The organism is Pseudomonas sp. CFBP 13719 (assembly GCF_014842095.1).
Classification (GTDB): domain Bacteria; phylum Pseudomonadota; class Gammaproteobacteria; order Pseudomonadales; family Pseudomonadaceae; genus Aquipseudomonas.
The window spans coordinates 40,204-54,850 of sequence record NZ_JACYVB010000003.1; the positions used below are offsets into that span (position 1 = coordinate 40,204).

At 61.6% G+C, this 14,647-nt stretch carries 13 protein-coding genes; 4 read left to right on the forward strand and 9 right to left on the reverse strand.

Annotated features, from left to right (window positions below; genetic code table 11):
- Positions 1-15 precede the first annotated feature (15 nt).
- Positions 16-693 carry a response regulator gene (locus IFT57_RS10540; protein ID WP_122795746.1) on the reverse strand — a complete coding sequence of 226 codons (678 nt, stop codon included), beginning with the start codon at positions 691-693 and terminating at the stop codon, positions 16-18.
- Between the two features lie 237 nt (positions 694-930).
- On the opposite strand from IFT57_RS10540, the gene ahpC reads away from it, so the two are divergent.
- The 4 genes from ahpC to gloA all read left to right on the forward strand — a co-directional run bounded on the left by ahpC (position 931) and on the right by gloA (position 4,928).
- Positions 931-1,494 carry an alkyl hydroperoxide reductase subunit C gene (ahpC, locus tag IFT57_RS10545; RefSeq protein ID WP_122476891.1) on the forward strand — a complete coding sequence of 188 codons (564 nt, stop codon included), beginning with the start codon at positions 931-933 and terminating at the stop codon, positions 1,492-1,494.
- Between the two features lie 239 nt (positions 1,495-1,733).
- Positions 1,734-3,296: an alkyl hydroperoxide reductase subunit F gene (gene ahpF, locus IFT57_RS10550; RefSeq protein WP_192151337.1), complete on the forward strand. Its 1,563-nt coding sequence runs from the start codon at positions 1,734-1,736 to the stop codon at positions 3,294-3,296.
- A 478-nt stretch (positions 3,297-3,774) separates the two neighbouring features.
- Positions 3,775-4,143 carry a histone-like nucleoid-structuring protein, MvaT/MvaU family gene (locus tag IFT57_RS10555; RefSeq protein WP_122715216.1) on the forward strand — a complete coding sequence of 123 codons (369 nt, stop codon included), beginning with the start codon at positions 3,775-3,777 and terminating at the stop codon, positions 4,141-4,143.
- Positions 4,144-4,409: 266 nt separating this feature from the next.
- On the forward strand, positions 4,410-4,928 hold the full coding sequence (gloA, locus tag IFT57_RS10560) for a lactoylglutathione lyase (protein ID WP_192151338.1): 519 nt from the start codon (positions 4,410-4,412) through the stop codon (positions 4,926-4,928).
- A gap of 178 nt (positions 4,929-5,106) precedes the next feature.
- On the opposite strand, the gene xylB is transcribed toward gloA, so the two are convergent.
- The 8 genes from xylB to IFT57_RS10600 all read right to left on the reverse strand — a co-directional run bounded on the left by xylB (position 5,107) and on the right by IFT57_RS10600 (position 14,630).
- Positions 5,107-6,576, reverse strand: coding sequence for a xylulokinase (gene xylB, locus IFT57_RS10565; protein WP_192151339.1), 1,470 nt, complete (start codon positions 6,574-6,576; stop codon positions 5,107-5,109).
- Between the two features lie 6 nt (positions 6,577-6,582).
- Positions 6,583-8,064: a mannitol dehydrogenase family protein gene (locus IFT57_RS10570; RefSeq protein WP_192151340.1), complete on the reverse strand. Its 1,482-nt coding sequence runs from the start codon at positions 8,062-8,064 to the stop codon at positions 6,583-6,585.
- Between the two features lie 13 nt (positions 8,065-8,077).
- The gene (locus IFT57_RS10575) at positions 8,078-9,181 is read right to left on the reverse strand and encodes an ABC transporter ATP-binding protein (RefSeq protein WP_122715220.1); all 1,104 of its coding nucleotides are present in this window, start codon (positions 9,179-9,181) and stop codon (positions 8,078-8,080) included.
- Positions 9,182-9,314: 133 nt separating this feature from the next.
- Positions 9,315-10,145: a carbohydrate ABC transporter permease gene (locus tag IFT57_RS10580; protein ID WP_192151341.1), complete on the reverse strand. Its 831-nt coding sequence runs from the start codon at positions 10,143-10,145 to the stop codon at positions 9,315-9,317.
- A gap of 11 nt (positions 10,146-10,156) precedes the next feature.
- Entirely contained in the window at positions 10,157-11,083 is a 927-nt protein-coding gene (locus IFT57_RS10585; RefSeq protein WP_122476905.1) for a carbohydrate ABC transporter permease, read from the reverse strand.
- 60 nt (positions 11,084-11,143) lie between these two features.
- Complete coding sequence (locus IFT57_RS10590) at positions 11,144-12,463, reverse strand: ABC transporter substrate-binding protein (RefSeq protein WP_192151342.1); 1,320 nt, start codon at positions 12,461-12,463, stop codon at positions 11,144-11,146.
- Positions 12,464-12,674: 211 nt separating this feature from the next.
- Positions 12,675-13,568 (reverse strand): AraC family transcriptional regulator, encoded by an 894-nt coding sequence (locus IFT57_RS10595; protein WP_122715223.1) that lies wholly within the window; start codon positions 13,566-13,568, stop codon positions 12,675-12,677.
- 123 nt (positions 13,569-13,691) lie between these two features.
- Positions 13,692-14,630, reverse strand: a complete 939-nt coding sequence (locus tag IFT57_RS10600; RefSeq protein ID WP_192151343.1) for a MurR/RpiR family transcriptional regulator — start codon at positions 14,628-14,630, stop codon at positions 13,692-13,694.
- Between the last annotated feature and the right edge of the window lie 17 nt (positions 14,631-14,647).

The following is a 14,647-nucleotide window of genomic DNA, read 5'->3' on the forward strand; positions in this document are numbered from 1 at the left end:
CCTGCGGCCTGCCGGTCAGTCAGGCAGGCCTACCACGGCAGCGTATTCCTGCAGCGCGGCGTCATGGCTGATACCCAGTTTTTCCATGGCGCAGCGTTTCTGCCGGCTTATGGTTTTTTCGCTGCGCTGCAAACGCGCAGCCACGTCGCGTCCGCTCATGCCTCCCACCAGCAACTTCAGCACTTCCAGCTCACGCGTCGACAGCCGTTCGTGGGCGCCTCGGTGTTCCACCTCATGCTCCGCCAGGCGCCGGGTGAAGCGTGCGCTGAGGTAGTGGTTGCCGCGCATCAGGCTGTAGGCAGCGGTGCTCAGATGGCTCAGGCACTCCTGCTTGTCGTACAGACCCCGCGCGCCGCTATCGAGAATGGCGCGCAGCACCATGGGATTGTCCAACGTGGTCAGCACCAACACCGGCAGGCGTGGGTAGCGAAGACGCACCTGGCGCAGCAGGGCCAGGCCGTCGCCACCCTCGAGTTGGGGCATGCGGTAATCGGTAATCAACAGATCGCACGCCTGTTGCTGCAGTGATTCAAGCACTCGGTTGGCGTTTTCGGCCTCGCCGACCACGCTGAAGCGCGCACGCGGTGCGCGCTCGAGGGCAATGCGCAGCCCGAGTCGAACGGCCGAGTGGTCGTCGGCCACGATGGTTTTTATAGTCACCTGGTTGGTCTCATCTGCGGAAGCGGGCCTCATGCTATCCGGCGGTCCCAGGCGTGGCTGTAGGTAGGTCGTGGGCACGACTGTGCGAAAAGTCGACAAAAATCGGTGTCATTGCCCTGTGTTCATATTTCTTCTTTATTATGGGTAGCTTCGATAGGCAAAACCAATCGACAGCATCCAGTTTGCCAATGAGCTATCAATCGCACATCTGGTTAGGATGCTGCCTATCGAATTCAAACACGATTTCAACCCCCTGAAGGAGAGTCACCGATGCCGATCATCAACAGCCAAGTCAAGCCGTTCAACGCTACCGCTTACCACAATGGCGCTTTCGTGCCGGTCAGCGACGCCGATCTGAAAGGCAAGTGGTCTGTCGTATTCTTCTACCCGGCCGACTTCACTTTCGTCTGCCCAACCGAACTGGGCGACCTGGCCGACAACTACGAAGCCTTCAAGCAACTGGGCGTGGAAATCTATGGCGTGTCGACCGACACCCACTTCACCCACAAAGCCTGGCACGACACTTCCGACACCATCGGCAAGATCCAGTACCCGTTGATCGGTGACCCGACTCACACCATCTCGAAGAATTTCGACGTGCTGATCGAGGCCGACGGCATCGCTGACCGTGGCACTTTCGTGATCAACCCGGAAGGCCAGATCAAGATCGTCGAACTGAACGACGGCGGTGTAGGCCGCGATGCATCCGAGCTGCTGCGCAAGGTTAAAGCGGCTCAGTATGTCGCTGCCCACCCAGGCGAAGTCTGCCCAGCCAAGTGGAAAGAAGGCGAAGCCACCCTGGCTCCATCGCTGGACCTGGTCGGCAAGATCTAAGCAGCCTCCCAAGCTGTTTCCCGCGGGCCGCTGCTCGTGGGATTGCATCACCCCCGTAGGGGCGATCATCGGCCGCGAAAATCCGCCGCGTTTTGCCTGTCGGAACGCAACGCCAGATTCGCGGCCACCGACTGCTCCTACGGTTGTTGCCTTCTCTAAAAGCATCATCGCTCACTCGGGGTCGATTACCCCGGCGGGCAACTGTCGTCTTCGAAACACTCAAAACGGAAATCGCCCTCATGTTGGACGCCAATCTTAAAGCCCAGTTGAAAGCCTATCTGGAACGGGTCACCCAACCGATCGAGATCGTCGCGTCCCTTGATGACGGCGCGAAATCCGAGGAATTGCTTGGCCTGCTGCGCGACATCGACGCGCTGTCGGACAAGATCACGCTGCTCGACAACGGCAGCGATGCACGTCGACCCTCGTTTTCCATCAATCGTCCTGGAGCGGACATCGGCCTGCGTTTTGCCGGTATCCCCATGGGTCACGAATTCACCTCGCTGGTACTGGCGCTGCTGCAGGTTGGCGGCCACCCCTCCAAGGCCAGTGCCGAGGTCATCGAACAGATCGCTGCGTTGAAAGGCGAGTTTCTGTTCGAAAGCTATTTTTCCCTGTCATGCCAGAACTGCCCGGACGTGGTCCAGGCGCTGAACCTGATGGCGGTGCTCAACCCCAATATTCGTCACGTCGCCATTGACGGCGCGCTGTTCCAGGCTGAAGTGGAAGAGCGGCAGGTCATGGCCGTGCCGAGCGTCTACCTCAACGGCAAGAACTTCGGTCAGGGCCGCATGGGCCTGGAAGAAATCCTGGCGAAAATCGACACCAGCGCCAGTGATCGCCAGGCTGAAAAGCTCAACGCCAAGCAGGCTTTCGACATGCTGGTCATCGGCGGCGGACCTGCCGGTGCGGCAGCTGCCATCTACGCTGCCCGCAAAGGCATCCGTACCGGTGTTGCCGCCGAGCGCTTCGGCGGCCAGGTGCTGGACACTATGGCCATCGAGAACTTCATTTCCGTGCAGGAAACCGAAGGTCCCAAGTTGGCCGTGGCGCTGGAAGAGCACGTCAAGCAGTACGAAGTGGACGTCATGAACCTGCAGCGCGCCGAGAAACTGGTTCCTGGCAAGGACGGTGCGCCGCACGAAGTGATATTTGCCAGCGGTGCGTCCCTCAAGGCCAAGACGCTGATTCTGGCGACGGGTGCGCGCTGGCGTGAAATGAACGTGCCGGGTGAGCAGGAGTACCGCAACCGCGGCGTGGCCTACTGCCCGCACTGCGACGGCCCGTTGTTCAAAGGCAAGCGCGTGGCGGTGATCGGTGGTGGTAACTCTGGGGTGGAAGCCGCCATCGATCTGGCCGGTATCGTCGCCCACGTGACGCTGATCGAGTTCGATACTCAACTGCGCGCCGACGCCGTGCTGCAGCGCAAGCTGCACAGCCTGCCCAACGTCAAGGTGATCACCAGCGCTCTGACCACCGAAGTGACCGGCGACGGCCAGCGCGTCAACGGCCTGCGCTACAAGGATCGCCAGAGCAGCGAGCATCACGAAATCGCTCTGGAAGGCATCTTCGTGCAGATCGGTCTGCTGCCCAACACCGATTGGCTCAAAGGCACCATCGAGCTGTCGAACCGTGGCGAGATCATGGTCGATGCACGCGGCGAGACCGATCTGCCAGGCATCTTTGCCGCCGGTGACGTGACCACAGTGCCGTTCAAGCAGATCGTGATCGCGGTCGGTGAGGGTGCCAAGGCTTCGCTGGCAGCCTTCGATCACTTGATCCGCACTTCTGCTCCGGCTTGATGCGATGACCGACGCGGCTTGCGCCGCTGCTACAGGAGGGCGCTTGACTGACGCGGCTTGCGCCGCTGCTACAGGATGGCGCTTGACTGACGCGGCTTGCGCCGCTGCTACAGGATGGCGCTTGACTGACGCGGCTTGCGCCGCTGCTACAGGATAGCGCTTGACTGACGCGGCTTGCGCCGCTGCTACAGGATAGCGCTTGACTGACGCGGCTTGCGCCGCTGCTACAGGTATTCCCCTGTAGCAGCGGCGCAAGCCGCGTCGCTTTTGACAATATCAAACCCTCTGCTTGTACTTCCGCTGCGCGCCCAATCTTCCAGACAAACTTCAAGTAACTAAAGAAGTTGCCGTCGGCACTGTTGCGTCATTTACGTCTCTGCGAAGTTGCACTATCGTGTGCAAGCAAACGAGGCATCTGCAAGAGAGCCCGGCTCGAAAAAGGGCAGGGCGCCATCAGGTTCTGTCCGGAGTAGAGACATTGTCAAGACTCGCTGAATACCGTGCCGCCGAAAAGGCATTGCAAGAACAACTCGCCCAGCTCGAAACAATGAAGAACGACGCGGGGTTGAAGAAGGAAATCGAGTTCGAAAAAAAGCTCCTGGGTTTGATGAAAACCTATGAAAAGGGCCTGCGCGACATCGTCGCCATTCTCGATCCACACACCGCTTCCGCCAGGGCGCCAGCCCCCGCCAGGCCCAAGCAGCAACGGCGGGCACGGGTAGTCAAGGTGTACGAGAACCCGCACACCGGCGAGCGCATCGAAACCAAGGGTGGCAATCACCACGGGCTCAAAGCCTGGAAACAGGAACACGGCGCCAGCACCGTAGACGGCTGGTTGCTTCGCTGACTGAATTCGATGAAAAACGCTGAGTGAGCGCTCAGATTTTCACATCCTTTTCACAGCCACTGTTCCATTATGAAATCCGCTGATGGAACAGCGCCCCAAATGCCCGCTTCGGCGGGCTTCTTATTGCCTGAATTTCAAGATTATCTTCCGCGTTACACTCTCCGCGTCTCATTGTCGCGCATTCAACGCGTCGTCGCGTTTGGCATCCTCCATTGCGTTCCGTATCATGACTCGCAGTTACTGCCCATTCATTCAAGGGAGCTTTCATGAGCCTCGATCATTTGAACAGTGTGCCCGGTGTTACCGCGCAACCTGAAGCCGCCACATCCCGGTTCGTTTTCAACCACACTATGTTGCGAGTCAAGAACATCGAGCGGTCGCTGGATTTCTATACCCGTGTATTGGGTTTCAGCCTGGTGGAGAAGCGCGATTTCGCCGAGGCGCAATTCAGTTTGTATTTCCTGGCGCTGGTAGACAAGTCGACGATTCCTGCGGACGACAAAGCGCGCACCACCTGGATGAAGTCGATGCCCGGGGTTCTCGAGTTGACCCATAACCATGGCACCGAGAACGATGCCGACTTCGCTTACCACGATGGCAACAGCGACCCACGTGGCTTCGGTCACATCTGTGTGTCGGTGCCGGATATCCACGCGGCCTGCGAGCGTTTCGAAACGCTGGGCGTGGACTTCCAGAAGCGTTTGACCGATGGTCGCATGAAGAGCATCGCTTTCATCAAGGACCCTGACGGTTACTGGGTCGAAATCATCCAGCCGGACCTCTAACCTTCCGCCCCGCACACCGCGGTGCTTTCTTCGCGGCCGCTGACCGCTCCTACGGGGTGATCCCATTCCCTGTGGGAGCGGTCTGTGGCCGCGAAGGGGCGATGCGGTCCGGCAGTTAGACCGCGGTGCTTTCTTCGCGGCCACAGACCGCTCCTACAGAGAGGGTGTGGCACCGGGGCTAAGCAGGGATGTGCTGGCGGTAACGCTGGTAGGCATTCTGATAGGCCGAGACGTTGGCGGGTATGGGCTGGGTGTGACTGGTTTCATCCAGGCGCACGCAGCGTTTGCACAACGCGGCCAGGCCCTGTGGATCCTGGCTGGCGCACCACGCCGCCTGGATCGCCGCGCCTAATGCCGCGGCTTCCGGCTGCTCGGTGCAGACCACCGGTGCGTCCATGATGTCCGCTACTATCTGTCGCCACACCGCGCTCTTCGAGCCGCCCCCGATCAGACGTATCACGTGGGTTTGCAGGCCGCCTGCGCGCAGCAGGTCCAGGCCATAGCGCAGGCCGAAGGTGGTGCCTTCCACCACCGCGCGGCACAGGTTTGCCGCGCTCAGATTGTCACTGGTGAGCCCCAGCACCGAGCCGGTGGCGTGCGGCAGCGCGGGTACCCGTTCGCCATTGAGGAACGGCAACATCACGATTCCCCCGGCGCCAATCGGTGCCTGTGCCATGGCCTTGTTGAATCCGCCGATGTCCAGTTGCAGCAGATCGCGCACCGCAGTGGTGACGTTGGTCAGGTTCATGGTACAGATCAGCGGCAACCACCCTCCCGACGACGAACAGAACGTCGCCACCGCCGGTTCGTCCAGCACGGTCGGCTGATCGCTGCAGGCGTACACCGTGCCGGAAGACCCCAGGCTCATGGTGATGACCCCAGGGTGGGTGTTATCGGTGCCGATGGCGCCCATCATATTGTCGCCGCCACCGCTGGCCACCACGGCCAGCGGGTTGATGCCCAGCCGCGCGGCAATGCCCGGACGAATCGTGCCCACCGGCTGGTGCGACTCGATCAGCGGCGGCACTGCCGCTTCCAGCCGCCCGCTTGGGTCGATCTGGCGCAGCAGGGCAAGGTCCCACTGACGCTCGCGCACGTTGAAGTAACCGGTGCCGGAAGCGTCACCGTATTCGGCGCGCGCCAGCCCGGTCAGCCAGAAGTTCAGGTAGTCGTGGGGCAACAGCACGTGGGCGATGCGCTCGAATATCTGCGGGTGATGCTCGCGGGTCCAGAGCAGCTTCGACACGGTGTACCCCGGGGCAATGACCAGCCCCAGGCGTTCGAGCGAACTTTGTTCACCCCCCAGCTCGGCCAGCAGGCGCTCGTTCTGCGGCGTGCTTTCAGTGTCGCACCATAGCTTGGCCGGGCGTAACGGTTGCCCGTCTGCGTCCAGCAGCACCAGTCCATGCTGCTGGCCGGACACGCCGACGCCCAGAATCTGCTGGCCATCGATGCCGGCCTGGGCCAGCGCCTGCGCGGTGGCCTGTTCGAACGCCGTGAGCCAGTCACTGGTGTCCTGCTCGCGACGGCCGTTTTCGCCGCTGATCATGTGGTGCGCGGCCGAGCCCTGGCCCAGTACCTGACCGCTGTCAGCGTCAAGGATCAGCGCCTTGGTCCCTTGCGTGCCGCAGTCGATCCCGAGGAACATGGCAGGTTACTCCTTGTCGTCCAGCAGCTGTTCGAGTGTGGCATGCACACCCTGGGTACGCAGGCTGGCGAGTTGCTGTTCGAAGGCTGCAACGAACTCGACCGAGCGTGGGATCTGCGTGCCGAAGATTTCCTCGACCCCCAGCAGCCGTTGCGTGAGCAACGCCTCGTCGGCAACCAGCCTCTGGCAGAACTCAGCGCGTGGATCTGGAATGGTGTAGTGCGTGCCGTTCTCGTCGACGCCGCCCAGGTACAGCGCCCAGGCCGCCACTACCAGCGCCGCGCGCCGGGTGTCTTGCTGATCGAGGATGAGTCGGTTGATGGTCGGCACGGTGAACTTGGGAAACTTCGAGGAACCGTCCGAACAGACCCGTTCCAACTGGTCGGCGATGGCCTGGTTGGAAAAACGCTCGATCAGCGTGTCCTTGTAGCCTTCCAGGTCGATGCCTGGCACGGAAGCCAGTTGTGGCGTAACGTCCTGGTCCATGTAGGCGCGGATATAGCGCACGAATAGCGGATCGTTCATGGTCTCGTGAACGAAGCGGTAACCCTTCAAGAAGCCCAGGTAGGTCAAGGCCAGGTGGCTGCCGTTGAGCAGTTTGATCTTCATTTCTTCATAGGGCGTGACATCGTCGGTGAACTGCACGCCGACTTTTTCCCAGGCGGGTCGGCCCGCGCCGAACTTGTCCTCTACCACCCATTGCACGAACGGTTCGCAGACCACCGGCCAGCTGTCCTCGACGCCATGCCGGTCGCGCAGCTGAGCGCGATGGGCTGCGCTGGTCATCGGCGTGATGCGGTCGACCATGGCGTTGGGAAACTGCACATGGCCAGCGATCCAGTCGTGCAGCGCCGGGTCCCGCAGGGCGGCGAACGCCAGCAGCGCCTTGCGCGCAACTGCGCCGTTGTGGGGCAGGTTGTCGCACGACATTACGGTGAACGCTTCGATGCCGGCGTCGCGTCGTTGCTGCAACGCTGCACAGAGAAAACCGAATACCGTGGTGGGCGCCAGCGGGTGAGCCAGGTCGTGCCGAATTTGCGGCAAGTGGGCCATGAATTCGCCGTTGCTGTCGTCGATGCAATAACCCCCTTCGGTGATGGTCAGCGAAACGATGCGCACCGAGGGCTCGGCCAGCTTGCCAATCAAGGTTTCGGCGCCATCTTCGGCCAGGAGCATGTCGGTGATCGCGCCGATCACCCGCACTTCGGTGTCCGGCGTGTCGCCCAGTTCCATCAGGGTGTAGTAGAAATCCTGCTCGGCCAGGGCGTCGCGGACCTTGCGGTCTTCGCTGCGCAGGCCGGCGCCGCAGATGGCCCACTGCCGGGCGTCACCCTGGTTCATCAGGGCATCGGTGTAGAACGCCTGGTGCGCGCGGTGGAACCCACCGACACCGATGTGGACGATGCCATGCGCAAGCGTCGTCGGATCGTAGGCGGGCAACTGGATGTGCTCGGCGAGCTGGTGCAGATTCTGTCGATTGAGTTTCATCATCGGTCCTGTATCAGGCAGCGGCCTGCAGCGGCTTGGCCACGGCAATACCCTGGGCATCGAAAAGGTGGCAATACTCGGCGTTCAGCAGCAGGTTCAGGCGTTCGCCGTACTGGCTGCGCAGATCGCCGCGGATTCGCAGGGTCAGCGGTTCCTGCGAGTCGGTAACGACGTGGCAGAAGGTATCGCTGCCCAGGCGCTCACTGACATCGGCGGTCACCGCCAGTTGGCATTGTCCCGGCTGCGCCAGGTCGAGGTGCTCGGGGCGGATGCCCAGGGTCACCGCATCGCCGACGTTCAGCGTCTGGCTGACGCGGGGCAGGTAGATCCGGGTACCGGCGTCGAGGGCAACTTCGCAGCCCTGACCATCGACACGGCTGAGCGTGCCTTTGAGGAAACCCATCTTCGGCGTCCCGAGAAAACCGGCGACGAACAGGTTGGCCGGATGGTGGTACAGCTCCAGGGGCGCCCCCACCTGTTCGACGCGGCCGCCGTTGAGCACCACGACCTTGTCAGCCAGGGTCATGGCTTCGACCTGATCGTGGGTGACATAGATCATGGTGGCCTGCAGCTCCTTGTGCAGGCGCGACAGCTCCAGGCGAGTCTGCACCCGCAGGGCAGCGTCGAGGTTGGACAGCGGCTCGTCGAACAGGAAGATCTTGGGGTGACGGACGATGGCGCGCCCGATCGCCACGCGCTGACGCTGGCCGCCCGACAATTGCTTGGGCTTGCGGTCGAGCAGGGCGCCCAGTTCGAGAATGCGCGCCGCTTCCGCTACCTTGCTCTCGACTTCGGCCTTGGGCTTGCCGGCCAGGTCGAGTGCGAACGACAAGTTCTTGCGCACCGTCATGTGCGGGTACAGGGCATAGGTCTGGAACACCATGGCCAGGTCGCGCTTGGCCGGGGTCACTTCGGTAATGTCGCGACCGTCCAGCTCGATGGTGCCACTGCTGACTTCCTCGAGCCCGGCGATCAGGCGCAGCAGGGTCGACTTGCCGCAGCCCGACGGGCCGACGAACACCACGAATTCGCGGTCGTGCACTTCCAGGTCGATGCCCTTGATGATCTGCAGGCCTTCGAAGCCCTTTTTCAGGTTTTTTATTTTCAATGTGGCCATGGGATGGGTCCTGATGTAAGTACGTTGTTGGCGGTGCCGGCCTCTTCGCGGCCACTGGCCGCTCCTACAAGGATTGTGCAGTACCTGTAGGAGCGGCCAGTGGCCGCGAAGGCGTGCATCAAGTCGCCACCTGTCATTTGACTGCCCCGAAGGACAGCCCGCGCACCAGCTGCTTCTGGCTGATCCAGCCGAAGATCAGGATCGGCGCGCAGGCCAGGGTCGAAACGGCCGACAGCTTGGCCCAGAACAACCCTTCCGGACTTGAGTACGAGGCGATCAGCGCGGTCAACGGCGCGGCGCCGGAACTGGTCAGGTTCAACGACCAGAAGGCCTCATTCCAGCACAGGATCAACGACAGCAGCACGGTAGACGCCAAACCGCCCTTGCTGATCGGCAATAGCACCCGCAGCATTTCCTGACCCAGCGTCGCACCGTCCAGGCGCGCCGCTTCGAGGATTTCCCGGGGGATGTCCTTGAAGTAGGTGTACACCATCCAGACCACGATCGGCAGGTTGATCAGGGTGTAGATGACGATCAGCGCGATGCGCGAATCCAGCAGCCCGGCGCCCTTGGCCAGCAGGTAGATGGGCATCAGCACGCCCACCGGCGGCAGCATCTTGGTGGAGAGCATCCACAGCAGGGTCTGCTTGGTGCGCTTGGTTTCGTAGAACGCCATCGAGTAGGCGGCGGGAACGGCAATCAACATGCACAGGGCGGTAGCGCTGAAGGAAATCAGCACCGAGTTCCAGGCGAAGTGCAGGTAGTCGCTGCGCTCCTGAATGTGCAGGTAGTTTTCCAGGGTCGGGGTGAAAATGAACTGCGGCGGTGTGGCGAAGGCGTCGATCTCGGTCTTGAAGCTGGTCAGCACCATCCAGAAGATCGGGAAGAACACCAGGATCGCCACGGCCCAGGCCAGGCAGCCCAGAATCAGACTTTGCAGGCGACGCGATTGTTGAAGTGTCATGGTGCAGGCCCTCAATTCTTGTCGGTGAGGTTTTTGCCGATCATCCGCACCAGGATGATGGCGGCTATGTTGGCGATGACCACGGCGATCAAACCACCGGCGGAGGCCATGCCCACGTCGAACTGCACCAGCGCCTGGTTGTAGATCAAATAGGCGAGGTTGGTGGAGGCGAAACCCGGACCGCCGTTGGTGGTGGTGAAGATTTCCGCGAACACCGAGAGCAGGAAGATCGTTTCGATCATCACCACCACGGCGATGGGTCGCGCCAGGTGCGGCAGCGTCAGGTGCCAGAAGATCGCCAAGGCGCCAGCGCCGTCGAGCCGTGCGGCTTCCTTCTGTTCCTGGTCCAGCGATTGCATGGCGGTCATCAGCAGCAGGATGGCGAATGGCAGCCATTGCCAACTGACAATGACGATGATGGAGAACAGCGGATAGTGGGCAAGCCAGTCGACCGGTTCGGCGCCGAAGAACTTCCACACGGCCGCGAGAATCCCCGACACCGGATGGAAAATCAGGTTCTTGAAGATCAGCGCGCCTACCGTGGGCATGATGAAGAACGGCGAGATGAGCATCACCCGCACGATACCTCGGCCCAGAAACTCGCTGGCTTCCAGCAGTGCGGCGATGAGTACGCCGAACACTACGCTGATCAACAGCACGCTGCCGACCAGCAGCAAGGTGTTGGTGGCGCCCGGCATGAAGCCGGCGTCGGTGAGAAAGAAACTGAAATTCTCCAGCCCGACGAACTCGTTTTCGCCGGGGTACAGCAGGTTGTAGCGGATCAGCGAGAAATAGACGGTCATGCCCAGTGGCACGATCATCCACAGCAGCAGCAAGGCCACCGACGGTGTGACCAGAAACCAGCCGGGGTTGGACAAGCGGCGCTTGCCCGTCACCTCAGCGGCGTCGGGCTGGGGCTTGGCAGTCGTAGTATTCATGAGTGCGCACCTGGTGAGCAGGGCTGCCCGCCATGGTCGGCGGGCAGCAGGGCGGACGTGTTACTTCTTGGGGTAGCCGGCGCGCTTCATGGCACGCTCGGTGGCCGTCTGCGCGACGACCAACGCCTGGTCCGCAGTGGTCTGACCGGTCAGTGCGGCAGCGAATGCCTTGCCGACTTCGGTACCGATGGCCTGGAACTCGGGAATCGTCACCAACTGGATACCGACGTAGGGTTTGGCATCGGTTTGCTTGGGGTCAGCGACCTTCAGCGATTCCAGGGTGATATGGGCGAACGGCGCCGCCTTCAGGTACTCGTCGGTGTAGGTCGACTTGCGCGTGCCGGGCGGCACGTTGGCCACGCCGTCGGTCTTGGCGACCAGCGCTGCATATTCCTTGGAGGTTGCCCAGGCCGAAAACTGCTGCGCGGCCTGCTGGTTCTTCGAGCTGGCCGGGATGGCCAGGGCCCACGAGTACAGCCACGCCGAGCCCTTGTCGGTGGTTTCGTGGGGGGCGAAGGTGAAGCCGACACTGTCGGCGACCTTGCTTTGGGTCTTGTCCATGGTAAACGAGCCGGCAACGCTGGCGTCGACCCAGATGGCGCATTTGCCGCTGTTGAACAGTGCCAGGTTCTCGTTGAAGCCATTGCTCGAAGCGCCGGGAGGGCCGGACTTCTTCATGTTGTCGACATAGAAGTTGAGCGCTTTCTTCCAGGCTTCGCTGTCGAACTGCGGTTTCCACTGGCTATCGAACCAACTGCCGCCGAAGCTGTTGGCGACGGTGGTGATCAACGCCATGTTCTCGCCCCAGCCAGCCTTGCCGCGCAGGCACAGGCCGTATTGGTCCTTGCTCTTGTCGGTGAGTTTTCCGGCGAATTCGGCGATCTGGGTCCAGGTCGGTTTTTCCGGCATATCGAGACCGGCCGCCTTGAACAGGTCGGTGCGGTAGTAGGTCATCGAGCTTTCGGCGTAGAACGGCAGGGCGTACAGCTGGCCCTTGACCGACAGGCCGTCGCGCACCGAAGGGAAGACATCGTCTATGTCGTAGCTGGCAGGCAGGTCTTTCATCGGTGACAGCCAGCCCTTGGCGCCCCACAGCGAGGCTTCGTACATGCCGATGGTCAACACGTCGAACTGGCCGCCCTGAGTGGCGATATCGGTGGTCAGGCGCTGGCGCAGCACGTTTTCTTCCAGCACCACCCAGTTGAGCTTGATGTCTGGATGCTCGGACTCGAAGGTCTTGGCCAAGCGCTGCATGCGGATCATGTCGCTGTTGTTGACGGTGGCGATGGTCAGGGTGGTGTCGGCGTAGCTGTAGCCACTGATGGCCAGTGCGCCACACAGGCCGCTGGCAACGAGCAGGCGTTTGTAGTCTATCGTCATCTCGCATTCCTCTTCGGCACGCGGTGAGGCGGCCTTGGTTATTATTCTTGTGTCTTCGTAGAGGTGAAGCACTGCCTGTGATTACAGACCCCCGCAGGCATTCTGACAAATCCCTGAGTACACCCACGCTGATACTTATTTGCACTGCACTGGCATCCGCTGCCACGCGCCAGAGGGATGCACGCGGCCACTGTGAGGTTTCGTACAGGTTTCAGGAGCTCGAGCGCTGCACGGCCAGACGACGATAGTGCGACGGCGTCATGCCCTTGAGCTGCTGGAAGCGGCGGTTGAAGTTGGAAATATTGTTGAAGCCCGACTCGAAGCAGACGTCCGTCACCGGTCGGTCGCCGTCGGCCAGCAGCTCGCAGGACTTGCTGATGCGCAGGCGATTGACAAACTCGACGAAGCAACGGCCGGTGGCTTGTTTGAACACCCGGGAGAAATAGGTGGGCTTCATGCCCAGGTAAGCGGCGACTTCTTCCAGGGACAGCTCGCGCGCGTAGTGGGCGAAGATGTAGTCGACCGCGCGGTTGGTGCGCTCCACGGCGTGCTCGTCGGCGTCCTGAGCCGCAGCGGTGCCCGAGAGCAGTTGGTAATCTTCGCAGGCCGCCAGCGATTCCATGAGTATGAGGAAGTGCCCGAGGCGGCTGATGCCCTGGCTTTCGGCAATGCGCTGCATCGAAGCACCGGCCTGGGCGATGGTCCGGGCACAGCGGAACTCGATGCCGTAACGGGCTCGTTCGAGCAGTGGCGCAAGGCTTTTGAGTTCGCTGAACACCTGGTGGCCATGGTCGAACAGCTCGTCGGTGAAATTGACCAACATGTCGCGCTTGCTCACCGACTCGTCGTTCTGCAACTGGCTGATCCAGTTATGCGGCAGATTGGGCCCGGTGAGAAACAGGCTGCCCGGATTGAAGTTGCCGATGTAGTCGCCGACGAACACTTTGCCCGAGGTGGCGACCAGCAGGTGCAATTCGTATTCCTTGTGGAAGTGCCAGCGCACCAGTGGGCATGGGAAGCCGTGCTGGCGATAGATGATCGAGCGACCTTCGTGGTCGTCCATCAACTCGTAGGAAGGGTCGGTTATTCGCGTTGGTCGGGTCATGCCGTGGCTGCTTTTGGAGTTATGCCGATCGGAAATGCGCGCCCCAGCATAGCGGTGGACGGGCCTGTACGTCCAAGGCTGAAACGCCGGACGTCGATAAGGCCAATATTGAAGCCCCCCGGCTCAGCGCAAGTCGTCGTTCCTGCGCGGCCCGTCCGAGCGCGGCAGACCTGGCAACGAAGGGGGCAGGCTGTCACGGTCCGGCTCCCAGTCGGGAAACGCTGGCCGGGCGCCGTTCGCCGCCGGTTTGAGCAACTGCACCTGAGCCAGCAACGCTTCCATGGCCGCCATCAAGCCGACCTTTGAATTGGGCAGCACGGGATGATGGGGGGGAATGAACAGGCTCAGTGTGGACACTTGCACCAGGGGCGAGGCAGGGCAGTCGGTCACGCTCAGCACACAGGCCTCGCGGGACTTGGCGTATTCGGCCAGGCGAATGGTGTCGCGGGTGTAGGCGGGCAGGGCGATGGCCAGCAGGGTGTCATTGCGGGTTATACCGGACAGTCGATAGGCCGACCCTTCAAGGCCGCCGTCCAGGGTTACGCAGTGCGCGCCGGCGCAGAATGGGCTGAGCCCGGCCGCTGCCATGGCCGCGATGTGAAAGCTGTTGCCGAAACCGACCACGAACACATTCTGCGAGCGGGCCAACTGCCGGGCCATCTCCTCGAAGGTCTGGTTGTCGTTCATGCGTGTGACGTTGTCCAGATGGTGCTTGCTCAGGCTGATCTGCTGTTCCAGATCAAACCCCGTCTCCGGTGCCTGCTTGAGCCTGCCTTGGATGACGTCGGCCGCAGACACCACCGCCAGCAGGTTTTCCATCAGGGCGAAGCGCAGGCCGGTGAAACCGTTGAGCCCGATCGCATTGGCCAGGCGATTGACAGCGGCGGTGGAGGTGCCGGTGGCGCCCGCCAGTTCTTCTATATTAAGTGTTGCGCTGCGGTAGGGATTGGCCTGGAGGAAGGTCGACACCTTTTTCAAGGCTGGACGCAAATCGGTATGTTTGCTGCGCAGCATACGCATCAGTTCTGAGTCGTAGACTTTAGTGCTGTCGATAGGCGCCATCGTCGTTCGTCCTGAAA

What these genes read in the sequence shown, in the direction of transcription:
- IFT57_RS10540 (WP_122795746.1), bottom strand. Translation starts at nt 693, where the DNA reads ATGAGGCCCGCTTCCGCAGATGAGACCAACCAGGTGACTATAAAAACC.
- ahpC (WP_122476891.1), top strand. Translation starts at nt 931, where the DNA reads ATGCCGATCATCAACAGCCAAGTCAAGCCGTTCAACGCTACCGCTTAC.
- ahpF (WP_192151337.1), top strand. Translation starts at nt 1,734, where the DNA reads ATGTTGGACGCCAATCTTAAAGCCCAGTTGAAAGCCTATCTGGAACGG.
- gloA (WP_192151338.1), top strand. Translation starts at nt 4,410, where the DNA reads ATGAGCCTCGATCATTTGAACAGTGTGCCCGGTGTTACCGCGCAACCT.
- xylB (WP_192151339.1), bottom strand. Translation starts at nt 6,576, where the DNA reads ATGTTCCTCGGGATCGACTGCGGCACGCAAGGGACCAAGGCGCTGATC.
- IFT57_RS10570 (WP_192151340.1), bottom strand. Translation starts at nt 8,064, where the DNA reads ATGAAACTCAATCGACAGAATCTGCACCAGCTCGCCGAGCACATCCAG.
- IFT57_RS10575 (WP_122715220.1), bottom strand. Translation starts at nt 9,181, where the DNA reads ATGGCCACATTGAAAATAAAAAACCTGAAAAAGGGCTTCGAAGGCCTG.
- IFT57_RS10580 (WP_192151341.1), bottom strand. Translation starts at nt 10,145, where the DNA reads ATGACACTTCAACAATCGCGTCGCCTGCAAAGTCTGATTCTGGGCTGC.
- IFT57_RS10585 (WP_122476905.1), bottom strand. Translation starts at nt 11,083, where the DNA reads ATGAATACTACGACTGCCAAGCCCCAGCCCGACGCCGCTGAGGTGACG.
- IFT57_RS10590 (WP_192151342.1), bottom strand. Translation starts at nt 12,463, where the DNA reads ATGACGATAGACTACAAACGCCTGCTCGTTGCCAGCGGCCTGTGTGGC.
- IFT57_RS10595 (WP_122715223.1), bottom strand. Translation starts at nt 13,568, where the DNA reads ATGACCCGACCAACGCGAATAACCGACCCTTCCTACGAGTTGATGGAC.
- IFT57_RS10600 (WP_192151343.1), bottom strand. Translation starts at nt 14,630, where the DNA reads ATGGCGCCTATCGACAGCACTAAAGTCTACGACTCAGAACTGATGCGT.